Source organism: Polynucleobacter sp. MWH-CaK5 (assembly GCF_018687615.1).
GTDB lineage: Bacteria > Pseudomonadota > Gammaproteobacteria > Burkholderiales > Burkholderiaceae > Polynucleobacter.
The window spans coordinates 977,014-999,162 of record NZ_CP061299.1 but is presented as its reverse complement, the minus strand read 5'-3'; the positions used below and the strand labels follow the sequence as shown (position 1 = coordinate 999,162).

General features: G+C 43.5%; 21 protein-coding genes, 2 tRNA genes and 1 riboswitch. Of the genes, 10 read left to right on the top strand and 13 right to left on the bottom strand.

Annotated features, from left to right (window positions below; translation table 11 throughout):
- Positions 1–135: 135 nt before the first annotated feature.
- Positions 136–1,473, bottom strand: coding sequence for a hypothetical protein (locus GQ367_RS04915; protein WP_215289518.1), 1,338 nt, complete (start codon positions 1,471–1,473; stop codon positions 136–138).
- 312 nt (positions 1,474–1,785) lie between these two features.
- Here GQ367_RS04915 and GQ367_RS04910 point away from each other — a divergent pair, with 312 nt between their 5' ends.
- The gene (locus GQ367_RS04910; protein WP_215289516.1) at positions 1,786–2,352 is read left to right on the top strand and encodes a site-specific integrase; all 567 of its coding nucleotides are present in this window, start codon (positions 1,786–1,788) and stop codon (positions 2,350–2,352) included.
- On the opposite strand, the gene GQ367_RS04905 is transcribed toward GQ367_RS04910, so the two are convergent.
- Positions 2,349–3,299: a hypothetical protein gene (locus GQ367_RS04905; RefSeq protein ID WP_215289514.1), complete on the bottom strand. Its 951-nt coding sequence runs from the start codon at positions 3,297–3,299 to the stop codon at positions 2,349–2,351. The genes GQ367_RS04910 and GQ367_RS04905 overlap by 4 nt on opposite strands.
- 164 nt (positions 3,300–3,463) lie before the next feature.
- Between GQ367_RS04905 and GQ367_RS04900 the strand changes: the two genes are divergently transcribed.
- The 3 genes from GQ367_RS04900 to GQ367_RS04890 are packed head-to-tail and all read left to right on the top strand — an operon-like array spanning position 3,464 to position 5,064.
- Positions 3,464–3,934 (top strand): hypothetical protein, encoded by a 471-nt coding sequence (locus GQ367_RS04900; RefSeq protein ID WP_215289505.1) that lies wholly within the window; start codon positions 3,464–3,466, stop codon positions 3,932–3,934.
- Positions 3,927–4,493, top strand: coding sequence for a hypothetical protein (locus GQ367_RS04895; RefSeq protein WP_215289503.1), 567 nt, complete (start codon positions 3,927–3,929; stop codon positions 4,491–4,493). The genes GQ367_RS04900 and GQ367_RS04895 overlap by 8 nt, the downstream gene beginning before the upstream one ends.
- Entirely contained in the window at positions 4,486–5,064 is a 579-nt protein-coding gene (locus tag GQ367_RS04890; protein ID WP_215289501.1) for a hypothetical protein, read from the top strand. The genes GQ367_RS04895 and GQ367_RS04890 overlap by 8 nt, the downstream gene beginning before the upstream one ends.
- On the opposite strand, the gene GQ367_RS04885 is transcribed toward GQ367_RS04890, so the two are convergent.
- From GQ367_RS04885 to GQ367_RS04875, 3 genes are all read right to left on the bottom strand, one after another.
- Complete coding sequence (locus tag GQ367_RS04885; protein WP_215289499.1) at positions 5,061–5,537, bottom strand: hypothetical protein; 477 nt, start codon at positions 5,535–5,537, stop codon at positions 5,061–5,063. The genes GQ367_RS04890 and GQ367_RS04885 overlap by 4 nt on opposite strands.
- 49 nt (positions 5,538–5,586) lie before the next feature.
- On the bottom strand, positions 5,587–6,969 hold the full coding sequence (locus tag GQ367_RS04880; protein ID WP_215289497.1) for a phage integrase SAM-like domain-containing protein: 1,383 nt from the start codon (positions 6,967–6,969) through the stop codon (positions 5,587–5,589).
- A gap of 142 nt (positions 6,970–7,111) precedes the next feature.
- Positions 7,112–7,187: transfer RNA gene (locus GQ367_RS04875), tRNA-Asn, on the bottom strand.
- 132 nt (positions 7,188–7,319) lie between these two features.
- On the opposite strand from GQ367_RS04875, the gene GQ367_RS04870 reads away from it, so the two are divergent.
- A complete protein-coding gene (locus GQ367_RS04870; RefSeq protein WP_215289495.1) occupies positions 7,320–7,745 on the top strand; it encodes a GNAT family N-acetyltransferase in 426 nt (141 codons plus the stop codon).
- Between the two features lie 12 nt (positions 7,746–7,757).
- On the opposite strand, the gene GQ367_RS04865 is transcribed toward GQ367_RS04870, so the two are convergent.
- From GQ367_RS04865 to GQ367_RS04850, 4 genes are all read right to left on the bottom strand, one after another.
- Positions 7,758–10,016: a TonB-dependent siderophore receptor gene (locus GQ367_RS04865; RefSeq protein WP_215289493.1), complete on the bottom strand. Its 2,259-nt coding sequence runs from the start codon at positions 10,014–10,016 to the stop codon at positions 7,758–7,760.
- Between the two features lie 36 nt (positions 10,017–10,052).
- A riboswitch (TPP riboswitch) is annotated at positions 10,053–10,150 on the bottom strand.
- Between the two features lie 22 nt (positions 10,151–10,172).
- Positions 10,173–10,757, bottom strand: coding sequence for an AAA family ATPase (locus GQ367_RS04860; protein ID WP_215289491.1), 585 nt, complete (start codon positions 10,755–10,757; stop codon positions 10,173–10,175).
- Between the two features lie 9 nt (positions 10,758–10,766).
- On the bottom strand, positions 10,767–11,345 hold the full coding sequence (gene pnuC, locus GQ367_RS04855; protein ID WP_215289490.1) for a nicotinamide riboside transporter PnuC: 579 nt from the start codon (positions 11,343–11,345) through the stop codon (positions 10,767–10,769).
- A gap of 14 nt (positions 11,346–11,359) precedes the next feature.
- On the bottom strand, positions 11,360–12,175 hold the full coding sequence (locus GQ367_RS04850; protein ID WP_215289489.1) for an NUDIX domain-containing protein: 816 nt from the start codon (positions 12,173–12,175) through the stop codon (positions 11,360–11,362).
- Positions 12,176–12,273: 98 nt separating this feature from the next.
- Between GQ367_RS04850 and GQ367_RS04845 the strand changes: the two genes are divergently transcribed.
- The 4 genes from GQ367_RS04845 to GQ367_RS04830 all read left to right on the top strand — a co-directional run bounded on the left by GQ367_RS04845 (position 12,274) and on the right by GQ367_RS04830 (position 17,385).
- Positions 12,274–12,714: a Rieske 2Fe-2S domain-containing protein gene (locus GQ367_RS04845; RefSeq protein ID WP_215289488.1), complete on the top strand. Its 441-nt coding sequence runs from the start codon at positions 12,274–12,276 to the stop codon at positions 12,712–12,714.
- 429 nt (positions 12,715–13,143) lie between these two features.
- Positions 13,144–13,584 (top strand): hypothetical protein, encoded by a 441-nt coding sequence (locus GQ367_RS04840; RefSeq protein WP_215289487.1) that lies wholly within the window; start codon positions 13,144–13,146, stop codon positions 13,582–13,584.
- A gap of 56 nt (positions 13,585–13,640) precedes the next feature.
- The gene (locus GQ367_RS04835) at positions 13,641–16,055 is read left to right on the top strand and encodes a DUF748 domain-containing protein (protein WP_215289486.1); all 2,415 of its coding nucleotides are present in this window, start codon (positions 13,641–13,643) and stop codon (positions 16,053–16,055) included.
- Between the two features lie 22 nt (positions 16,056–16,077).
- The gene (locus tag GQ367_RS04830; RefSeq protein ID WP_215289484.1) at positions 16,078–17,385 is read left to right on the top strand and encodes a TAXI family TRAP transporter solute-binding subunit; all 1,308 of its coding nucleotides are present in this window, start codon (positions 16,078–16,080) and stop codon (positions 17,383–17,385) included.
- Between the two features lie 6 nt (positions 17,386–17,391).
- Here the strand turns inward: GQ367_RS04830 and GQ367_RS04825 are convergent.
- The 4 genes from GQ367_RS04825 to GQ367_RS04810 all read right to left on the bottom strand — a co-directional run bounded on the left by GQ367_RS04825 (position 17,392) and on the right by GQ367_RS04810 (position 20,106).
- A tRNA-Arg gene (locus GQ367_RS04825) sits at positions 17,392–17,466 on the bottom strand.
- 20 nt (positions 17,467–17,486) lie between these two features.
- Complete coding sequence (locus tag GQ367_RS04820; RefSeq protein ID WP_215289482.1) at positions 17,487–17,624, bottom strand: hypothetical protein; 138 nt, start codon at positions 17,622–17,624, stop codon at positions 17,487–17,489.
- 11 nt (positions 17,625–17,635) lie between these two features.
- Entirely contained in the window at positions 17,636–18,889 is a 1,254-nt protein-coding gene (locus GQ367_RS04815) for an MFS transporter (protein ID WP_215289480.1), read from the bottom strand.
- Positions 18,886–20,106 carry a CaiB/BaiF CoA-transferase family protein gene (locus tag GQ367_RS04810; protein ID WP_215289478.1) on the bottom strand — a complete coding sequence of 407 codons (1,221 nt, stop codon included), beginning with the start codon at positions 20,104–20,106 and terminating at the stop codon, positions 18,886–18,888. Before GQ367_RS04810 ends, GQ367_RS04815 begins: the two co-directional genes overlap by 4 nt.
- 36 nt (positions 20,107–20,142) lie before the next feature.
- Between GQ367_RS04810 and GQ367_RS04805 the strand changes: the two genes are divergently transcribed.
- Complete coding sequence (locus tag GQ367_RS04805; RefSeq protein ID WP_215289476.1) at positions 20,143–22,134, top strand: DNA topoisomerase IV subunit B; 1,992 nt, start codon at positions 20,143–20,145, stop codon at positions 22,132–22,134.
- Positions 22,135–22,149: the final 15 nt, after the last annotated feature.

The following is a 22,149-nucleotide window of genomic DNA, read 5'->3' as shown; positions in this document are numbered from 1 at the left end:
GCACTAGCGAACTTTAGTTCGCTCTATGACGTGTGGCTATAGTTCATCAATAGGGGTTTAAAATCACCACCTTGAAAGCATAAGTACTCCACCACAAAAAAATGCAGCGCTATTTTTTGGTATTACATAACCTTTTTATACCGACTTACGTGCTTGATTGCGTAGCTTTTGGATCTTCTTACGTGTTTTTTCAAACTCCACTTGATCTTCAGCGATAGATGCTTGCATCCGATTGGCCCAACGATCTGCGGACTTATAAGCAGAGCCTAATTCTCGTTCCATGAGTAAGTTTGTCATGTCATTAGCCCAGACTTGTTCGGTCTTTTGCGTAACTTGCTCCTCAATTTCATCGATATATGGCGCTAGCGATCTCGCTAGGCGAGTAATCACATCATTGATCACATCGATATTGGGTGGAATAAAGTGGAGCGCCGATATTTGAGCCATGGGAACACGAGTAGCGCCCGGATTGTCGGGATCAAAGTGCACATCGCGATTGAACTTACGAAAACCACGACAAATGACGAACATCAGTTCATCAGGTAAGTGAACCTGTCGATTTGCCAAATACTCTGGGTAGTCAAAGTGGCCTAATGGCCACTCTTCTTGAATATCAAAGTAACGCAGCAGTGCGATCTTGGCGCGTTTGAGTTTTTCTTGGCTATCGGCTGAGGAGCTCTTGCGGGCCAATGAGAGTATTCGAGTCTGCGTTGTATCGTCGTACCACTTCACAAAGTCATTTTTAGCAATGCCGGTTTCCCGTGCATAGCGAAGTACCGTGGCGTATTCGCTGATTTGCTTCTTGGACTTCTTGCTAAAGATAAAGCGCACTAGTAGTGCTTCATTAGGCGTATTGCTTTGTATAGGCTCTAGCGTAGCTTTGAAATAGCTGCGGATGATGTCATAGAGCAGGTCACCTTCTTTGCTAGATTCAATAAACTCATAAATGCCATAGCAGTCCCGCAAACCTTCTGTGGTTTTGACTTTTTCACGATCAGATAGCTTAGCGAGGCGATTACGGATGGTTTCGGCTTGTTTAAGTAGATGATGTTGCTGTTTGTCACGCTGGGCAATGCGAGCCTCAAAAACCTCGTAATCGCTGGTGTGAGCCATAGGCGCTTGCTGCTTTACTTTCTTAATAGGATTAACTTTAGCCTTCTTTACAGGGATATTACGTGTTTTAACGGTATTAACTTGCTTAACCACGCTGCTGTGTTTGGCAGCGATGGTGCTACGATTTTTAATGCTTTCAGCCAGTTTTTCTACCTTGGATTTGGCTGCTTCTTGGCGTTCCTTCTCTAAGCGCTGCTGGGCTGCTTTGCTTAGTACTTTTTGCTGCTTTTTAGGCGTGGTTTTAGCGGGCTTTTTAGGTTCGTTAGCCAGTTGAGCTTCGATTTCTGCGTTACGTGCTGCAGACGCCTTTAAAACGTAATCTACACGCTCTTGTTGTGTTTTGAATTGTTTAATGATCATCGCTAGCTCGCAAGTAAGTGTTACTTAAAGTAATACTTGTAAATCTTACTCTAGCCACTTAAGCCAAGGAAAGTTGTTGTTCATGGCCTAATCCGTGGCTCAAATGCTACGGTCTTTGAAGCTCTACGGTCTCAACACATAACATGTATTTTGTGTTGAGACCTTGTAACCGCTTGAAAACAAAGCGGGAATTTTTACCGAAAACTGGCCATAAAAACCGCCAATTTGCCATGATATTGCCAAGATCGGTAGGAATTTAACTGATCTGAAAACACAATAGAACTAAGTAAATACTGTTGACGGAGGATGTAAATGACACAAGCAAGAACACTCACCGATGAAGAGTTTGATCGCGTACTAGCCTATGCAGGTACTACCAATCACGGACTGCGTAACCAAACGATATTGCTGTTAACGCACTGGGCAGGGATGCGTATCGGGGAGGTCGCTGCAGTGCGTTATGGCGATGTTATGGCTAGTGATGGCGCGATTCGTAGTGAAATTAGACTCTCAGCACAGCAGACCAAAGGCCATAAAAGTAGGGTGGTCTTGCTATCGGAGCGGATGCAAAGCGCTATCGCCAAATATATTGCCCAATATCCTTGTGTTGATTCAAAAAAGCCCTTGTTTAAGACCTTGCGTGCCGATGGCTTTACACCGAATACGCTAACGCACATTGTGAGTGGCTTATATAAACAAGCTGGCTTAGACGGTGCTACCAGCCACAGTGGGCGCAGGGGCTTTTTAACTCGTTTAAGCGAGAAGGGCGTATCAGTCAGAGTAATGATGCAGCTGGCTGGCCATAGTCAAATGAGTACTACACAGCGCTATATCGACACTAGGCCAGACATGCTGCGCAATGCTGTGGAGTTAATTTAAAAGTAGTGCTCCTGCTGGAGCTTTAACTTGGTTTTTCTCTGTTGCAATAGCTTGGTTAACGATTGCCAGTCAAACTCTAAGGTGCTGGAAGTGGGTTTATCAGAGGGAAAGCGGCCGTAAGCGGCATTTTCCGCAATGAGCAGTGCTCGCTTAAATAGCTTTGCTACAGTAATAGTCATTAGGTATCTTGCATCTTCATTGCCGCTAGTCTTTTTTAAGCTAGATAGTTTCATGCTAAAGGTTTTGCTAACGTCTGATATAGCGCCAATCTCCCAAAGTGGTGCTTTAGGCATATAGGCGTGAAGCCATATTACCTTGAGCGCATTGATAGTAGCTCTTGTTTGCAGCCCTTTTAACCCAATGTATTTGGTGTCCTCTGGATCTGGTGCTTTGGCTCCGTGTTTATCTAAGTACTCAGAAAACTCCTTCATCAACTCAGACTTTTTCTTATCAAGTGGAATGGCAACCAGATTGATCCGCTGGCGCATATCCAAACCATGCATCACATTGAATTTGAAAAAATCATTGGCAATCTTATCTAATTCACGCTCTTTGCCTTTTTGAAGCCTGGTAATGGTGGAGATGTGTGGGGTCTCCGGCATAACGCCAAATATTCTGCGTCTATTTTCAAAGTACCAATTCGGAAAATCAATAAACCTAACGTCACCAAAATCGTCATAAACCTGTAACACCTTACCAAAGTCCGCAGGCATCTTCTTAAGGGAGCTCTTGGGCAATTCTTTAGCTCGAATCTGACGAGCGATTTCATAACTAGGACTAAAGCGCAGGTAAGTGGTCCAGATCTCCGCCTGTATTTCCTGTTGCCTTCTTGCAAATCTTGCTGGATGGATTTTTTTATTTTTTTTCATCATAAAAGTACTAACAAAATTCAATAAAACAATTCTACTACTAAAGAAATTAGTTAGTAATAAGGATACTGAATTCATGGCGCAAACAACTTGTTTTCGTCATCGCTACAGCAACTTTTTAAGTGCCTTTATGCGTGACAGTCAGCTCTTTAACAATTCAGTCAGTAAATGTTTCGCACTAATTAAAAGTGCGCAGCATCTTGTATTACAAATTTTTAATTTAACTAAACAAAGGAAATGATATGAAAATGGATTCACTACAGATTCTTAAAAAAGTTGTAGACGAACAAAGCCTTTACGAAATCTTGCGCCGACCACGTAATCGGACAATTTCCGTAGATAAAAGTGGCGGTTTCAAGATCTTTGATTTGCATGATGCAGATTACATGCAGCAGTTTTATAAAAATAAAATTGATATTCCAGATCGTGTTATGCGTAATCAAGTAGTTTTAGGTGATTGCATCAAGCTTCATGCTAATTGGGCGCAAGGGGAAGACGAAGTTTTTTGGGTCCGCGTTTCTTTGGTTGATATTTTGCCAGCAGGGGAAAAGATTTTTTACGCTGTTACAGAGTATTCAACAGATCAATTGCTTGAAGGAGCCGTTATCGGCCCAATCTGCATTTCAAATATTTGTGATATGGACCTCGAAAACGGTTTCTATACAGATGGATATCAAGTAGCCGAATTTAAAAATGGAGAAAATAATGTATAAATCGTTAAATAAATTACATAAGAATCCTCAGCTAGAAGTTACTAACCACTATTTCGAGATTGATGAGATTGCTGAAGTACTTATTCGCCAACGTAGTAAGTGTTGTGCTCATATCGGCCCATCTCAATATATTGAGTTTGATCTGTATAACGTTGATGATATTCACGCCCGTCACCCCGATACTTTTTGGGTTCCTATGATTGAGGATCGCGAATTGGTAGCCTCTGGCGTGTATATTAAGGTTGCCGCTCAATGGCATGATGTAGATGCAATCGGAGAGCGTTTCTGGGTCAAAGTGACAAATATGGTCTTAATGGCAGATGGTCGAAAGACTTTTTATGGTACCTGCGCCAACGATACTGCATATGTCCAGTGCGGAGCCTTTGTGGGGCCAATTCTAATTTCATCTATTTGCGAAGTGGATCTTGCTGATATTACCGATACCGGTGAGCCAAAGAAATTTTCACCTCTATTGACCGATCTATCTTTAAGCGAGATTCATAATCAATCTGCTTATTCATACCATTCTGTAAATTCCAAAGGAGAGTTTCATGAGTAACTATCTACAAATTCATGTGCACCAACATCCCTCAAAAATGACTGGTGGTAATTTTCAAGGTCAGCCAGGTATTGATCTCGAATGGCAAAAAATTCCCATTTCTATCAATTGCAAACCAGGCGATAAGGACCTCCAAAAAATGTCATTCATGGTTCGTGCAGTAGAAACCATGATTCATTACAACTGCTTTATCGAAAATAATCCAATGCGGCGTGAGCTTGACGACCACTTAATCTGGGATTGGGCAATTATGAATGTGGGAGGATTTATTTTTCCCGCTCCAATTCATGTATGCAGTGAAACTGAAGCTATTCTTTATTCGTATTCTGGCGATGAAATTATTCTTAGCCAAGAGGAGTGTGCCTGCACAACGGCAATTTTTTATTTGGAACATTTCATGGCAATGGTTATGCAATGGAGTGTGCTAAAGAAGAAATTTAGCCCTGACGCAGTCCTACAGCTTATCCCCATGGTTTCCACCCTGAGGGATATGGATCCAGTTAATTACGAGAATGTAATTAATAAACTAAAAAGCATGCTCTCCGAAAATGGGCATAAAGTTTTGAATTAGCTACTGAATCCAGCCAGACTTAATTGTTTTTCAACATCCCTAAAGGCCAACTCCGCGTTGGCCTTTTTTACATCCTCGGAATTAGGCGATACAAACACATATCTTCCTTGCGTGATTATCTTAATTTCTACTTTACCCAATTTAGTAGCAAATTGATAAGTTGCAATAAATCGAGGCACTAATTCGCCTTTAAATGACTTGTGGCTAACGGTTACTTTGGCTTTTGCAGCTTTAGGTAGATTCCAATAGCCAGCTAAGTCTGAATCGCAGCGCTTAATCAAGGTCTTTACTGCCGCTAGAGCATCTTTCTTTGCTAGCTTCTTAAGTTGCGGCAGTTCCTTGCTTAAATCCTCGCTAGCTTCCAACCTAGTTTTGACTTGTTTGAAATGCGATAAGTCACAAGCTCGCTCTAGGCTTTGCGTGAGAGCAGCATTGGCTTTACGTTCAAAGAAGGTTTGAATAAATGGAGTCATCAGATCACCATAGCCGTGAGGTAATTTTGAAAGTCGTGTGCTTTTGTCATCAACTTACTTTCGCCAGGGATTTGTTGAGCTCGTCTTTGAGCTCTTTGGTGGCTTTTGGATTAGCTTCGACTAAGGGTAAATAAACGCCTGTAGTTGCACCAACCAGACTAATCACGTCATTACGAATTGGGCTTGGATTCATGTAGCGCAGGATTTCATCAGCCTGCGCTGTTTTATCGTTAGGAATGTCACCGGCTAATTGCTCTGCAATCATTAAGGGTTTTAGGTGGCTATAGTGCTTCTCAATCATCGGGATGCTCGTACCCATTTGCTTGCCTAGCTGCCCAAAATCAAGTCCATCTAATATTCTCTGTGTTGCGTAGTAATGTCGCAAGCTATACAAACTTCGTGATTTGCCATCTTTATCACTCTTACTCATGCCGGCAGCTTCTAGGCAATCAGCAAAAGTGCCAACGAGGTCGTAGGGCCTTTCACCATTTCGCATGCGGAACAAAAGTTTATCTTCCTTCTTAGCGACCAATTCTTCTAGCGTTAGGTTTGCATACTCTGGTTGTAATTCACGTAGCTTATCTAAAAGTGGCCAAAGTTCATTTCTAGCGATGAGCTGTCTGCTGCCGTTTTTACCTTGTGGCAATGTAATGTGTATCACTCGCATTGTGGGCTTTTGAATAAATTCAATATGCTTCCACTTAAGCTCTTTCGTCTCTGTACCAGGACGCACTCCAGTACATGCAATAAAAGTAATGTAAAGACTCAATAGCTCACGAAGCTGCTGACTTTTAACATTCTTGGTTGCATGAGCCCAGCCTTTAATAAATGTCTGAAGTTCAATTAGCTCATCGGTACTAAAGATCCCACGGCTTGTAGTTGCTTCACCTGTATTTTTAAGACTAGGGCGCTGCGCTTCAGTCATGTATTTCTTTTCAACAGCGTAATCAAATACGCAATTGAGGGCGGCATTATGGTTATTTTGAGTCGAAGCCTTAAGCTCGTAGCCGACCTTTTCAGTACGCCAGCGATGGAAACTTGAGATTACATCGGGTGTTATTCGATCTACGTTGAACTTACCAAAGTAGGGGATTAAGTAGCCATCAATGGCGCGGTAATAGTCGGCATAACTCTTTTTCCCAGTACCTGCCTTTACTTCTCCTTTAAGCCTTTGGCTGACGACTTCAGCAACGGCTTTGAACTTCTTGCTAACGACAGCCAGACCTCGTTTATCCAGGACTCTGGCTTCGTGATAAATGTCCTCGGCAATCTGTGTTGCCTCGGTTAAATCGTCAGTTCCAGTCGTTTTACGGTACCAAGTTTTACTAGACCCGATTTTGTAATGTACTTGCCAAAAGCCCGAACGATTACGACGAAAAAGGCGCAATTCCTTTTTACGCAGTATGACGCTAGAGTCCTGATTGGCTGGCACTTTGATGTATTTTTGGGCTATTAATTTATAGCAATATTAGCATCAAACTTGAAATTGAAGTGTGCTAAGAGTGCGCTAAGTTTATTTTGGGGTAAAAAAATAGCCCGCATCGCTGCAGGCTATTGATTTTGCTACTAATTCTTGGCTCCTCGACCTGGGCTCGAACCAGGGACCTACGGATTAACAGTCCGGCGCTCTACCGACTGAGCTATCGAGGAATAGACCAAGATTATAGCCTGATTTTTATTAGATGCCAAATTCGCCCTGAGTTTGCTCTAATATGCCTTGAAACATATTGCTTCTGGGGCTTTATCCTATCTATATGATTAACTTATTTATTTTGTACCCTGATGATTGAATTATCGATAACAAATTGGGCTGAGGCGCAAAGTTTGGTTAAACCTTTGCGTTACGAAGTCTTTGTGATCGAGCAAAAAGTTCCTGAAGAGATGGAGTGGGATGAGTTTGATGAGCTTGCTTGGCATGCTATTGCCACTGCAGATAATCAAACGGTTGGAACAGGGCGATTAATCATTACTGGGCACATTGCCAAAATAGGACGCATGGCTGTTCAATCTTCAAGAAGAAACCAGGGCATAGGTAAAAGTATCTTGAAGGCATTAATCCAAACTGCAAAAGAAAAGGGCGTACAAGAATGTATCTTGCACGCCCAGACTCATGCGATTGCTTTCTATGCCAAAGAAGACTTTGAACCTTTTGGTCCCATCTTCGATGAGGCCGGCATCCCTCACGTAGAGATGCGGCTGATCCTCTAGAGCTGCTAGAGATTAAAAGTCAAATTTAGCGGTTGCTCTAATAATGCGCGGTGCTCCAGGGATAAGGTATGCATCACCAAGATATTCACTTACATCTCGCCAGTAGCCCTTGTCGAAAAGATTCTCTACATACAAGCTCAGAGTCGTTTTAGTGTTATTCATCTTTAAGTTTTGACTTAAGCCAGCATCAAATCGATGGTATCCCGGAACTTTTACAGAATTATCTCGTTTTGCATATTTGCTGCCTTCATAGACCCAACCTCCATTTAAGGCGGTTTGCTCAAGGCTTGGTAGGCGATAGCTCGCAAAGGTTGAGAGCTTGAATTTAGGTACATTCATGGCTTTCATTCCATCAAATTGATCGCCGGTACCCTCTGTAACTGCATCAATCACCATGGCTGAAGTCTGAATGCTTAAGCGATTTGTTGCTCGTCCACTCAAGCCAAGTTCAAGGCCGGTATGTTTTTGAGTGCCACGCTGAACAAATTCATCGTAGTTTCCATTGAGAGTTGTGGTGTATTCGTAGGGCTTTGATATTTCGAATAAAGCAATGCTTGATTGAAGATTGCTTGTTATTAAAGACTTATAACCAATTTCCCATTGTTGCGTTTCTTTAATAGGCATGACGCTATTGGCGTTGGTAGCAATAATAGGAGCGCGTCCTCCAAGCTCAAGTCCCTTTGCATAAGATGTGTAGATGACGTCAGATGCGCTAACTCTTTTTTGTACTGCTAAGCTTGGTAAAAATTTAATATCATCTGAATTACCTAGCTTATATGGTGTTGCCCATTCTTCCCGACTGTTAATGATTTTTCCAGAAATGAAATAAACATAAGAATTTTTCGGATCAATTTTGTTGTTGATATAAATACTATCCTGAGTATTTGAATATCCAAATTTATCTACACTGGGATATGTCGCCGCGCTTGGATAAATGCTGGCGCCATTTGGTGAGGTATAAATGTTTCCATAAGCAAAGTCACTAGGTATGACAGTATCGGCTGGATCGTTATCGTAATAGTTACCATATTTACCTCCAACCTCACGGGCGTCTGTCCAAACATACTTTGGCTGAGCTACTCTTCTATGAAATCTTGATGCACCAATATTTAAATAGTGTTCTACGTCATTGGCAAAAAGTTTTTTTGATAGCTCAAATTTACCTTGTTGATTTTGGTGGATCTCACCGTCACTATGGAAATCAGAGATAGTGAAGTCACCATTGCTGCAGAAATTATTTGAGTTGACAGGGTATTTTCCGTAAGATTCGCTAACGCTATCGTAATTAAAAGTACCAGCTAAATTCTCCCGGCATCCCCACGGAAACGAACTATTGTCACTTGTAACAATTCTGCTAATTTGATATCCAGTATTTAACTTCCAGCCACTCTCTAATTCATGCGTAAGCCTTGTGCCAAAGTTCGTTTGTTCAGTAGTTGTAGGCTTTCTCCATGGTTGAATGGCTAAAACTTGTTCGGGATTGATTTGAGGTAGGGTCGTGCCACCTAATAGTTGCCATCCTGGTTGCGTAAACTGACTTTTCTTTTGATAGTCAAAATCAGTTTCAATCTTAGTTCTTGATGATAAAGAGGCGTCAATTGCAGCACTTACAAATTTACGATCACCCGTTGCTTCCTTGGCATAAGGCTTGATTGTTTCGTTAGCAGCGTTTAATCGAATGCCTAATGTTTTCTCTTGATTAAGCCATCTTCCAAAATCGACAGCCTGTGAAAAAGTTCCTCTTTCGCCATAGCCAACAGTTGCGCTATTGATGTGAGTAGGTCTTTTAGTTACAAAGTTAATGTAGCCACCAGGTGAAATCGCACCAGTCTCTGCACCAGAAACCCCCTTGATAACCTCAACTCGTTCTTTGTTTTCAAGAGGTATGTGCGCTTCAGCAGCTAAGGGCATGCCATTTAATTGATAGGCCGTTCCAAAATCTAATCCAAAACCACGGATTGCGAAGGATTCGTAATAACCTAGAGGGGAATAGTTCGCCTGAACTGAAGAATCATTTTTCAAAACCTCACTCGTTTTTTGAGCCATGGTTTTATCAATTTGTTCACGAGTAACAGTGTTGACTGATTTGGTTTGGTCAATCCACTTGCCACCAAATCCAGCTTGAATTTCTTGGCTGATTAGATTTTCAGTCTCACCAGTCACCACCACCGGTGATAACTGCGTCTCAGATTGAGCAAATGTCTGTGAGTTGATAAAAAACAGCAGGGCACATGCACCTGCAATGTGGTTCAGTTTTGGCGTATAAGCCATCGTCAGTACTCCTTATATAAACGATGGCGAGTTGGGGATGCGGTTTGGACGCTTCCCTGCGCTCGCATTATCGAGATCAGGTTCAACGGGTATTTCTCACCCACATCAAAGATGCAGGACCCCGAGCTAATATCTAAAACAACTAGATAACAGTGATTATATGGATTTTTGAGCTTTGCGCTTCTCTAATAAAGCCCTGACACTATCTTGGGTCTTTTGTAACCTCAGCCCTGGATCTCCAAAGGCTGATTCATAGGGTATCTGAAGCTCTTCTAAGCGGGCCTTGACCCTGAAATGAACCTTGGTCTGTGCCACTGGGCCATCGCGTTGCAGACCGTCTTCTTGCCATGGGAAGTCTATTTGGGTAAAAATCGTCAAATCATAGTCATGGGCTTGAGCTATCTTCATGAGCTCAGGATTTGTACCCCCAAAAACCACCTCACTGTAGATACATGTCATTAGAGGGGTGGTATCGCAAAAAAGTAAAACAAACTCTGGCTTGCTGTGTTGCTTGATCAGGTCATTGGCAACCGTGCGCTCTAATGCTTGCTGCTCTTGTGCAATACCTACTTGCTCATCTGTCCGTGGGGTTCGGTTTTCTTGATCGACAAACAGTCTTAAGTACTCTGGAACATAGGCGCTGGGATATTCTTTGGAAAAAGCATTCGCCAAACTTTGAGCCAGACTTGTTTTGCCGCTGCACTCAGCGCCCACGATCGCGATTCTTAAAATATTAGTCATGCTGTTGGCTCACTGAGTCAATTTGCTGAGTTTGATTTTCTTAGACCACTGTACCCAACCAAGGATTGCAAGAACAATAAAGAGACCATACAGCAGGGCAGTCAAATGCAAATCTTTATAAATGTACAAAGCAATATAAAGACTGTTCACAAAAATCCACACCAACCAATTCTCGAGCCACTTTTGCGCACTCATATAAGTGGCCAACAAACTACCGGCTGTTAAAAAAGCATCGATGAGTGGCACATCTGAGCTGGTGTGGTTCACCAACAGATAATGAATGATCAAAAACAGAGCTGACCAGCAAAAACTAGCAATCAAAGGCCAACTGCGTGGCATTCTTTTGAATGAACTGCTTGAACTGTTGCTCGTTCCCTCAGTTTGAGTACTTTTTGACCAGGTTTTCCAGGCATAAATCGCCAAAAGGATAAAAACACCTTGTAACCAAGCATCACCAAATAATTTGGCATCTTGAAACACCCAGGCATAAGCAGCGGAACTGGCAATCATCAGAGGCCAAGTCAAGATGTGACCATAGGCATTGAGAGCCACACAAATCAGAGACAGCGTAAAAGCAATGATCTCCATGGTGTCTTAAAGACTTAGGATTTTCTTAAAAGAAAATCTGCAGCAACCGCTGCCGCATCAGGCGTTAAGGCGCCTTCTAAGATCAAATCAGCCGCCTGAGCATATGGAACTTTGATAAAACCTGAAACTTCACCGTCCATGTTCTTTGGCTCAAAGTCATCAGGCAATAAGAGGTCGTAGGTATACAAACTCTCGTCATGAAGACCTTTTGGCTCAACCACGCGTCCCACGTGGATGTGACCCACTGGTTCAGCCATGCGAGCAATCTCGGTTGGAGCACCGGCTTCTTCCCAAAGCTCACGGATCACACATTGCTGCAAAGTTTCATCAGCACTCATTCCGCCAGCCGCTAAGTTATCAAGCATATTAGGGTCGGTGGCTTTATCAGCACTGCGCATCCCCAAAAACATCTCTTGATTAGCAGTGTGGCCATTGATATGGCAGGCACGACTGTGAAGGCCTAATGATCGAAATACTGCACGTTCCATTCTGAAGCGCTCATGGCCATGCTCGTCTAACCAGGCATAAGACTCATTGCGCCAACCCGGAGCCAAACCTTGCTTCTTTAAAAACTCAGCCAAGTCCTGTAATTCTTGACTCAGTAAAAATGGGGGGAGATTTTCAAGAAGCAAATGCTCCCCAAAAAGGGCTAGGGCTGGGGTCTCTGTATCTTCAATATAAGATTTGATCGTTGCGATGTAATCTGGCTGGATATAGCCAATCATCTGCCCCCGAAAACGAATCCCTAACCAATCTGCTGGCGCAGGGCGCAGGGCAGTTTCTAAAAGCTCTTCTAAAGCTGCTTTGGTGGTTGCTGAAATTAATGACATGTCTACAATATTTCTTAATATTATTAGATTATCTGCTAAAGCAGGTCATCAAGCCTAGATTAATCACCATTTAACTTATATTTACTGAAAGCCAGCTCATGTCCTCAACCGATCAGACCAACGCCTCTGAAGATGACTTTGAACCTCTGATTCAGGCCGGTCATTGCATTTGCCCTAGTGATCGCATTCAAGATCAAGAGGAAGGCTTTCGTTTCATGGTCAGAACTTCTGACATTGCAGGCATGGTTGGATCAATTGACCATCGTGTAGATGAAACATTGCCCGCTTTTGTGATTCGTTTTGATGGTCAGGCACACGCTTATCTGAATCGTTGCGCTCATGTGGCAATGGAACTGGATTGGCAACCAGGTCAATTCTTCACAAATGACAAAACAGCCATCATTTGTGCATCGCACGATGCGCAATATTTACCTGATACCGGTGAATGTATTTCTGGACCATGTCCACATGGATCGCGCCTGATTAAATTGCAAATTGAAGAGAAGGCCGGCGAGATTTTTCTTTGTCAAGCTAATTAAAAAAGTATTTATGACAGACAAATTACAAAAAGTATCAATCAAGCATGGGCGCAATTCATTGCTGCCTAATTTTTAAGCAGACCAGCTCCACCATTATCAAATAAGGACTTTTTGTAATTTGCGATCAAGTAGTCCACACAAACTGTGGATAAGTTGTGAAAAAAATTTCGCAAAATAAATTTTTTCACCTATTGACATTGATCAACTAAATTATTTTCGGGAAAATTATTAAGGAAAAAATTTCACAATAGTTTTTTGTTAAGCAAACAGAAATTCAGCTAACACACTTTCAAATTCTTTCAAGTATTTCAAATATTCAAATGACAAATCTCTGATAAGAATTGTCACGCTCAAATCAATCAAAGATTTCAGTGACTGGGTGTATCCTTATCCTAATTTAAGAAAATTATGAATTGAAGAAAGCTCGCCATGAATAAACTACTCATCAGTTCCATCATCACCATCTCTTTGGGATTGAGTGCATGTGGCACAACCCCATTACAAAATGCCGACGGTGAATCAGTTCAGGATATTCAGTCAAAATTGTTAGGTGAAATGCCTATGCCAGGCGGCGCACGCATTAACAATGAAAATTCATTGATTTTGGGCAGTGGCGACGGCTGGGCGGGTCGTGTCGCGATCACTTCAGCGCAAAATGCCAATGAAACCTTCACATTCTTTAGAGATCAATTCCAAAAAGCAGGTTGGACTTTGGTTTCTTCAACCAAATCAAAAAATAGCATCTTGGTATTCATCAAAAAAGACAGAACTGCGACCATTGAAATCGAAGAAGGTGGCTTTGGTGGAAAAGCCAATGTGATGTTGACAGTGGCTCCAAGGAGTACTGTGATTCCCCCAGTCACCAAATAAGAAGCAAGCTTTAAAACATTCATCCCAAAGACGCCAAGTCAATTTATTATTTGGGTATGAAATATCAAAAAATAATCATCAGGGCCGGGCTGGCATTTGTAGCCCTGATTTTGATTTTCTGGGCAGGTTTGGCCATCTTTCTGCCAGGAATCATTAAAAATGCGGTTGATCAATATGGCCAGAGCATTGGCCATCAGATCAGCTATGAAAGCATTGATGTTTCACCATGGGTTCTTAAAGTTGATATCCATGGCTTAAAAGTATCAAAAGAGTCTGCTTCAAAGCAAGCAGCACTCCCGCTACTCAATATTGCGCATCTCAGCATCAATGCTGAATTCATTCATGCCTTGATTGGTCGGATTCATTTATCTGAAATCAAGATTGACCAAGCCCAAATCTTTTTGCAACGCACAAGCAGCAAGCAGGGTGTTGCTCAATGGAATTTCCTTGAGCTTATCAAGGCCATCCAGGCATTAAAAAAACCTGTTGCAAAACCATCGACTCTAAAAATAGAGATTGACCAGTTTGAACTAAAAAATAGTCAAATTGCCATCAAGGACAGCATCAAAAAAACAGACTATGTTTTCAAGGATGTTCAATTCCAGGCTAAAGAATTTGCCAACTATGCCCCAAGCGGTGCTCGCGGTGTGCAAAGTGACTATCTCTTGAACTTAAAGAATGTTGATTTAGCCATTCCTGGTTCTGCCAACCGCCTCAAACTCGCCAGTCTTGGAGTGGGAGGTCACTTGGATATGACCGCTCAAGAAAAAATTGATCTAAAGATCAATTTGAAGATTGAAGACGCTCTTTTGAGCAGCCAACTCAGCTATGACTTGAAAAAATCAGATCTTGATGGAAGTGTTACTTTTAAAGATCTGCCTTTGGCCCCATTTGTTGCCTTATTGCCTGCTAATGAGAAGTTGACCACTCACAAAGGGTCGGTCAGTGCAGAACTTAAGTTAAAAACCAATCAACGTGGTTGGGCTATTTTGGGTGATCTTGATTTTGCTGAGTTAGCGATTTACGAGCCTAAAGAAAAAGACCCATTGCTCAGTTGGAAAAAAGCCTATTTCTCAAAATTTGAACTCGATTTTTTAGAAAAACAGCAACAGCGCTTCAGCATTCAAGAATTGGTTCTTACTCAGCCTTTGGCCAGATTCTCAATTGGTGAAGATAAGTTCAGTAATTTCCGTCGTTTGTTCATGAAAAATCAAGCAGTAGCGCCTGGAACAACGACGCCAAGTACACCAAGGGCAGCACCAGTCAGTAAGGTGGCAGGCAAGCCAGCCTTTGAGGTTGATATCAAAGCAATCAAAGTCAATCAAGGCAGGATGTATTTTTCAGATGCATCTATGAAACCTGGTTTTAAAACCAATATCAATCAACTCAATGGTTCTTTGTTAGGTGTTAGTAACGTGCCTGGGCAATACGCCACCATCGCTTTGGATGGCGCGGTTGATAAAAGCGGCAGTTTGCGCGCGAGAGGGCAGGCTGCGTTTGAAGATCCAAGAAGAAACTCAGATGTCTCTTTGAGCTTTAAGAACCTACCACTCAACAGCATTAATCCGTATGCCATGACTTTTGCAGGCTATCAAATTGATGATGGGCGCATTGATGTTGATCTGCGCTACACGGCCAAAGAGGGTCAGCTAATCGGTAAAAATCGTTTTGTGATTCGTAAGATCAAATTGGGTGATGAAGTTCCTGAATTCAAAGGCATGAAATTACCCATTGGCTTGGCTATTGCTGTCCTGGAGGACTCTGATGGCATGATTGATGTCAACATTCCGATCAAAGGCAATGTTGATTCACCAGAATTCAGCATGGGCCATTTGTTCTGGCAAGCTCTGCGCAATGTTCTATCCAGTATCGTTACAGCACCATTCAGGGCTTTGGCTTCATTGTTTGGCGAGGAGGGCTTGGATGGCATTTACACTGGCGCAGGTGAGAGTGTCATCACGCCTCCTGAGCAGGAAAAATTAGAAAAAGTAGCAAAACTACTTGAGAAAAAATCAAATGCCATCGTTGAGTTTTATGGCACTTATGATCCACAAATAGACCGCCAAGAGTTGGCCCGAGTCAATGCTGATCGTGCCATCCTATTGGCAGCAGGATTCAAGCTAAAAGAGAGTGAACCACTGCCTAATCCTAGCTTGTCAGACCCGCGTGTCCAAAGCGGTCTTAAATCTGCTTATGGATCCCAAGTGGGGCGCATCAAACTGGCTCAACAGTTATTCAAGCTACCCAATACACCAGCTCGCTGGGAAACCCTGCGCAAAGAATTGATTGAAGCTCAAAACATCAACGAAGCTCGCTTGATTGCTCTAGCCAATGCTCGTGCAAATAATGCGCGAGATGCTTTCTTGAAAAACTCACCTGATATGAAAGACCGAGTTAGAGTCGGTAAAGCACAAGAAGTAAAGGCTGAAGATGCCGGCATTCCTTTAGGCATTTCTTTGGTCAGTAAATAATTCGATTTAAATCTTAAACACCATGAAAAAACAATTCCAACAAATCACCCAGCGTTTACTTGAACCGCCAATGCTTTACGCGCTGCCGGTCTTGATCATTCTTTTTCTGGGTTTGTTGATTTGGTTTTTGGTGCCAACGCCACCTAAAAAGATTGTGATGACAACTGGGGCTGAGAATGGTCTCTATTACCGTTTTGGGCAACAGTTAGCGAAAGAGCTCGCCAAAGAAAAAATCACTTTAGAAGTTTTGCCATCAGCCGGCAGTTTAGAAAACATTGAACGTTTGAATCAGCCCAATTCAAAATTCCATGTCGGAATTCTGCAAGGGGGAGTTGGTCAAGTCTCTGAGAACCCAAACATATCTGCTTTAGCTTCCGTTTTTGATGAGCAGGTCTGGATTTTCTATCGCAAGTCAGCCTTTAAAGAGCCTCTCACAAAAATTACGCAATTAGAAAATAAAACACTGTCCATTGGAATGCCAGGCAGTGGCACACGTGACTTGGGATTGAAGTTGTTAGAGCTCAATCAAGTGGATGTGAAGTCAGAGAAGCCGACCATCAAGCTCAAAGAGTTCACGGCTTCACAAAGCCTCAAAGCATTGAATGCCAATGAGCTAGATGCAGTGATGTTGGTCAGTGGCCCACAGGCACCAATTGTTTTGGAATATCTGCGTAGCCCCAACTTAGCAGTGATGAGTTTTGAGCAAGCCGATGCTTATACGGTTCGCCTACCTTTTTTAAAGAAAGTAACAGTTCCAAGGGGGGTGATCAACTTGGCGGAGGATCTTCCTCGCAAAGACATCTCTATATTGGCGGCTCCAGCAGCTCTGGCTGTCAGTGAAGACATCCATCCTGCCTTGATCACACCTTTGATGAGAGCCATGGATGCAAGCATCAGTCAGTTGGGTCTTTTACAAAAAGAAAGTGACTATCCCTCAGAAAATGGCTTTGCTTGGCCACACAATGATGATGCAAAACATTATCTTAAAACTGGACCATCTTTCTTGCACCGTCACTTACCATTTTGGAGTGTGGTTTGGGTTGAAAGAGCGATTCGTATCATCTTGCCTTTATTGGCCATCTTGATTCCATTATTTAATTTTTTACCCAAGCTAATTGCTATGGGTGTGGACGCGAAGACCTCTGCGGTTTATAAAAAATTGCGAGTTCTTGAATTAGCAGTGGCAGCCAATCCTAAAAAATCATGGCAAGAAGAATGGCAGGCGCTGCAATCCCAAGCATTGGCTATGAGAGTGCCGAAAAAATATGCTGTGAAGGTTTATGAATTGAGAATGTACTTGCAGATGGTCGGAGATAAATTAGGCAAGTGACTTGTTTGGTCCCGCCAACAGGAATCGAACCTGTGTCTACCGCTTAGGAGGCAGTTGTACTATCCACTGTACTATGGCGAGAACTGAAATAGGGCGCTAGCTTACCATCCGCAGAGGGTTAGTAGGGTGTTCGCCACATCAACCATCATCTCAGGTCTTAAGTAAGCAGCAAACACCAAAGCCAACAATACCAAAATCAATGCTTTGATCACGATGGGGCGTTGGAAAAATGACATCATCTCAATCTTATTTATGACATTGCAGTGGCAGTGCTTTGTGGAGCTCTCACCAATTCTTTTTCTTTGATCGGAAGATTCACAAGAGCAGCAACAATGCTCAAACCAATCGCGATGATCCACACGATGTTGTAAGAGCCCGTGACATCAAATAAATAGCCGCCCAAGTAAGCGCCCATAAAGCCGCCGATTTGATGGGAGAAAAATGCAAAGCCTGACAACATCGATAAATACTTCACGCCAAAAATGTGGGCAACGATACCATTGGTGAGTGGCACAGTTGAGAGCCACAAGAAACCCATCAATGCTGCAAATAAATAAGCAGTCACTGGGCTTAATGGCAAAAGAATAAATCCTGCGATCACGATGGCTCTTGCCCCATAGATAAAAGCCAATAAAAGATGCTTCGGAAATTTCTGGCCTAACTTGCCTGCAAAGTAAGTTCCAAAGATATTGAATAAGCCCACCAGTGCTAAAGCAATGGTCGCCACTTCAGGACGACCCACATCAGGATAAGTCGCAGACATGTCTTTGAGATATGGAGCTAAGTGAGCACCAATAAAGATCACTTGAAAGCCACACACCAAATAACCGAAGATCAATAACTGAAAGCTGCGTTGTCCAAAAGCTTCCTTGATTGCTTGCACGATGGTTTGATCGCTGCCAGTTTGTGCTGGCTGGTAATTCTTCTCTCGAAGAATCAAACTCAAGGGCACGATGAAACTGGTTAAGATCGCCAAAATAATTAAAGAGTTTTGGATGCCAAAATGAGTCAGCAGTTCTTGTTCAACTGGAATCATCAAGAACTGGCCAAATGAACCCATCGCAGCCGCAATGCCCATGGCCCAAACGCGTTTCTCGGGCGGACAGTTGCGGCCAATCACGCCATACACAACGCTATAAGTGGTGCAAGCTAAAGCCAAACCTAACACTACACCCGTTGTCATCACAAAGCCCAAGCTACTGGTTGATAAGCCTGACCCAATCAGCCCTAGTGTGTACAAAATGCCACCTAAGACCATGACCTTATAACCACCAAATCTATCAGCTAAACCACCAAATATTGGTTGCGTCATGCCCCACACCAAATTTTGCAGTGCGATCGCAAGAGCAAACGTTTCTCTTCCCCAACCATTGGCTTGGGTGACCGGTAAATTGAATAAACCAAAGCCATGACGAATGCCCATGGCCAGAGACACAATCAAGCCGCCAACAAGCAATACTTTGGTGAGACTGATTGCTGTGCTCTCGTTTGTTGCAATGCTCATAAAACGCCTTTATTTTTCAGTGCTTGTATCTCTGCATCACTCATTTGCAAACGTTCTTTCAGAATCTCATCCGTGTGTTCACCCAATAGAGGCGGTGGTCGATTTTCAACCACGGGTGTTTCACTCATGCGCATCGGACTGCGCACCAAAGGAACTTTGCCAGCCTTGGCATGAGGCATTTCCATCTTGATGCCTCTTGCAATCACTTGTTCGTTTGCAAAGACTTCTTCAAAGTTATTGATCGGACCACACGGTACTCCTGCTTGCTCTAGAGCATCGATCCATTCTTTTTTGGTTTTCTTGGCCACCATGGCGCTCAAGATCGGCACCAAAGTATCGCGATGTCGAACGCGCTCTGGATTGCTTGCAAAACGACTGTCGTCTGCCAATTCTTCTTGGCCACCAGCTTTTACAAAATGACGGTACTGACCATCATTACCGCAAGCCACAATGATCCAACCATCAGATGCTTTAAATGTTTGATAGGGCACGATATTCGGGCTGGCATTGCCCCAGCTCTTGGGAGCCACGCCACTGGCCAAATAATTACTCGCCACATTGGCCATGGTTGCCACTTGAACATCCAGTAAGGCCAAGTCAATGTATTGACCCACGCCGGTACGATCTCGATGTACCACAGCCGCCAAAATGGCAGAAGTGGCATACATCCCTGTAAAAATATCAGCGATGGCCACGCCGGCCTTTTGAGGGCCGCCACCAGGCAAATCCTCTTTTTCACCAGTGACACTCATAAAACCACCCATGCCTTGCACGATGAAGTCATAACCAGCGCGGTGGGCATAGGGGCCCGTTTGACCAAAACCCGTTATAGAACAATAAATTAGGTCTTTTTTAAGGCTTTTGAGGCTCTCATAATCCAGGCCATATTTCTTTAATTGACCCACTTTGTAGTTCTCAATCACCACATCGGTCTCTAAAACCAGTTTTTTGATGATTTCTTGACCTTCTGGGGTCGAAATATCCAAAGTAATCGATCTTTTATTGCGATTAATGGCCAAATAATAGGCTGCTTCTGAAGTATCTTGACCCTTAGAATCTTTCAAAAAAGGAGGGCCCCACTGACGGGTATCGTCTCCTGCTTTTGGCCTCTCAACCTTGATTACATCGGCTCCCAGGTCTGCCAGGTTCTGCCCACACCAGGGGCCTGCCAGGACTCGACTGAGGTCTAAAACGCGAAGGTGATTAAGTGCTCCCATGGAAGTCATTTTCGCATGTGGATACAATTCTTCGCCATGGCAACTAAAAAAACAGATCAATACAGCGAATCGTCGATCAAAGTTCTAAAGGGACTTGAACCGGTCAAACAGCGTCCAGGTATGTATACCCGGACTGATAATCCATTGCACATGATCCAAGAGGTGATTGATAACGCCTCGGATGAAGCCCTGGGTGGTCATGGTCACCACATCGTGGTCACCATGCACACGGATGGCAGCGTGAGTGTCGAAGATGATGGTCGAGGCATTCCAGTGGGCATGCACCCAGAAGAGAAGCGTCCCGTTGTTGAATTGGTATTCACGCAGCTTCATGCTGGCGGTAAGTTTGAAAAAGGCTCTGGTGGAGCCTACGCTTTCTCAGGGGGTTTGCACGGTGTGGGTGTTTCTGTCACTAACGCGCTATCAAAGCGCATGGAAGTGACTGTTTGGCGTGACAAACAAATTTCAACCTTGGCTTTTGAACACGGCTTTGTGGTTGAGCCACTTAAAACAAAAATTGCACCAATGGGCGATCGTCCCAACGGTACCCGTGTCAGAGCATGGCCAGACGGCAAATACTTTGACAGCGCACAGATCCCAATGGCTGAGTTGCAACGATTATTGCGCTCAAAAGCAGTTCTATTGCCTGGCGTTAAAGTCACTCTCATTCAAGAGAAGGGTGGCGAGCCACAAACTTGGTTGTATACCCAAGGATTAAAAGGCTACTTGGATGAAGCCATGGCACAAAGTGGCCATAGTCCAGTGGTTATTCCAGCGTTTGATGGCGAGCACTTTGCCGATCCTAATCGTGCAGGTGAAGATTCATTTGCTGAAGGTGAAGGCGCTAGCTGGGTGGTGGCGTGGACCGAAGAAGGTGCGCCGGTTCGCGAAAGCTATGTGAACTTGATTCCAACGCCTGCCGGTGGAACGCACGAAAGTGGTTTGCGTGATGGTTTATTCAATGCTGTGAAAAGCTTCATTGACATTCATGCTTTGCAACCGAAGGGCGTTAAATTGATGCCTGAAGACGTCTTTGCGCGCGCTTCTTTTGTTTTATCAGCCAAAGTATTGGATCCGCAGTTCCAAGGGCAGATCAAAGAGCGTTTGAATTCTCGTGATGCTGTGCGTTTGGTGTCTGGATTTGTAAAATCTGCATTAGATCTTTGGTTAAACCAACATGTGGATTACGGCAGAAAATTAGCCGAGCTTGTGATCAAACAAGCTCAAGCAAGAACTCGCGCTGGTCAAAAAGTTGAAAAGAAAAAATCATCAGGTGTTGCAGTTCTGCCAGGCAAATTGACTGACTGCGAAAGCGAAGACATCGCGATGAACGAAATCTTCTTGGTGGAGGGCGATTCTGCCGGTGGTTCAGCCAAGATGGGGCGCAATAAAGAATACCAAGCGATTCTGCCTTTGCGCGGTAAAGTTTTGAACACGTGGGAAGCCGAGCGTGATCGCTTGTTTGCCAACAATGAGGTTCATGACATTGCTGTTGCGATTGGTGTGGATCCGCACGGTAATAATGATGAGCCGGATCTGAGTAATTTACGTTACGGCAAGATTTGTATCTTGTCAGATGCGGACGTGGACGGCGCGCACATTCAGGTATTGCTGCTCACCTTGTTCTACAAACACTTCCCGAAACTCATGGAGCGCGGTCACGTGTACATTGCACGCCCACCATTGTTCCGTGTGGATGCTCCGGCACGCGGCAAAAAGCCTGCGCAAAAACTATATGCCTTAGATGAAGGTGAACTAAAAGCCATTGAAGATAAATTGCGCAAAGAAGGTTTGCGTGAAGGTAGTTGGCAAATCAGCCGCTTCAAAGGTCTGGGTGAGATGAACGCTGAACAGCTTTGGGACACAACACTCAATCCTGATACTCGTCGTTTATTGCCAGTTACTGAAGGTGCATTGGGTGAAGTTGAAACAGTTAAAACCATGGACATGTTGATGGGCAAATCTGAATCAGGTGCTCGCAAAACATGGCTTGAAGAACGCGGCAATGAAGTTGAAGCAGACATTTAAGTCTTAAGAATTAAG

Bases quoted from the DNA above. Each gene is read 5' to 3' on its own strand.
- GQ367_RS04865 (WP_215289493.1), bottom strand. From the start codon at position 10,016: ATGGCTTATACGCCAAAACTGAACCACATTGCAGGTGCATGTGCCCTG.
- GQ367_RS04890 (WP_215289501.1), top strand. From the start codon at position 4,486: ATGAGTAACTATCTACAAATTCATGTGCACCAACATCCCTCAAAAATG.
- GQ367_RS04860 (WP_215289491.1), bottom strand. From the start codon at position 10,757: ATGACTAATATTTTAAGAATCGCGATCGTGGGCGCTGAGTGCAGCGGC.
- GQ367_RS04815 (WP_215289480.1), bottom strand. From the start codon at position 18,889: ATGAGCATTGCAACAAACGAGAGCACAGCAATCAGTCTCACCAAAGTA.
- GQ367_RS04900 (WP_215289505.1), top strand. From the start codon at position 3,464: ATGAAAATGGATTCACTACAGATTCTTAAAAAAGTTGTAGACGAACAA.
- GQ367_RS04845 (WP_215289488.1), top strand. From the start codon at position 12,274: ATGTCCTCAACCGATCAGACCAACGCCTCTGAAGATGACTTTGAACCT.
- GQ367_RS04850 (WP_215289489.1), bottom strand. From the start codon at position 12,175: ATGTCATTAATTTCAGCAACCACCAAAGCAGCTTTAGAAGAGCTTTTA.
- GQ367_RS04830 (WP_215289484.1), top strand. From the start codon at position 16,078: ATGAAAAAACAATTCCAACAAATCACCCAGCGTTTACTTGAACCGCCA.
- GQ367_RS04840 (WP_215289487.1), top strand. From the start codon at position 13,144: ATGAATAAACTACTCATCAGTTCCATCATCACCATCTCTTTGGGATTG.
- GQ367_RS04885 (WP_215289499.1), bottom strand. From the start codon at position 5,537: ATGACTCCATTTATTCAAACCTTCTTTGAACGTAAAGCCAATGCTGCT.
- GQ367_RS04915 (WP_215289518.1), bottom strand. From the start codon at position 1,473: ATGATCATTAAACAATTCAAAACACAACAAGAGCGTGTAGATTACGTT.
- GQ367_RS04895 (WP_215289503.1), top strand. From the start codon at position 3,927: ATGTATAAATCGTTAAATAAATTACATAAGAATCCTCAGCTAGAAGTT.
- GQ367_RS04870 (WP_215289495.1), top strand. From the start codon at position 7,320: ATGATTGAATTATCGATAACAAATTGGGCTGAGGCGCAAAGTTTGGTT.
- GQ367_RS04805 (WP_215289476.1), top strand. From the start codon at position 20,143: ATGGCAACTAAAAAAACAGATCAATACAGCGAATCGTCGATCAAAGTT.
- GQ367_RS04905 (WP_215289514.1), bottom strand. From the start codon at position 3,299: ATGAATTCAGTATCCTTATTACTAACTAATTTCTTTAGTAGTAGAATT.
- pnuC (WP_215289490.1), bottom strand. From the start codon at position 11,345: ATGGAGATCATTGCTTTTACGCTGTCTCTGATTTGTGTGGCTCTCAAT.
- GQ367_RS04910 (WP_215289516.1), top strand. From the start codon at position 1,786: ATGACACAAGCAAGAACACTCACCGATGAAGAGTTTGATCGCGTACTA.
- GQ367_RS04820 (WP_215289482.1), bottom strand. From the start codon at position 17,624: ATGATGTCATTTTTCCAACGCCCCATCGTGATCAAAGCATTGATTTTG.
- GQ367_RS04835 (WP_215289486.1), top strand. From the start codon at position 13,641: ATGAAATATCAAAAAATAATCATCAGGGCCGGGCTGGCATTTGTAGCC.
- GQ367_RS04810 (WP_215289478.1), bottom strand. From the start codon at position 20,106: ATGGGAGCACTTAATCACCTTCGCGTTTTAGACCTCAGTCGAGTCCTG.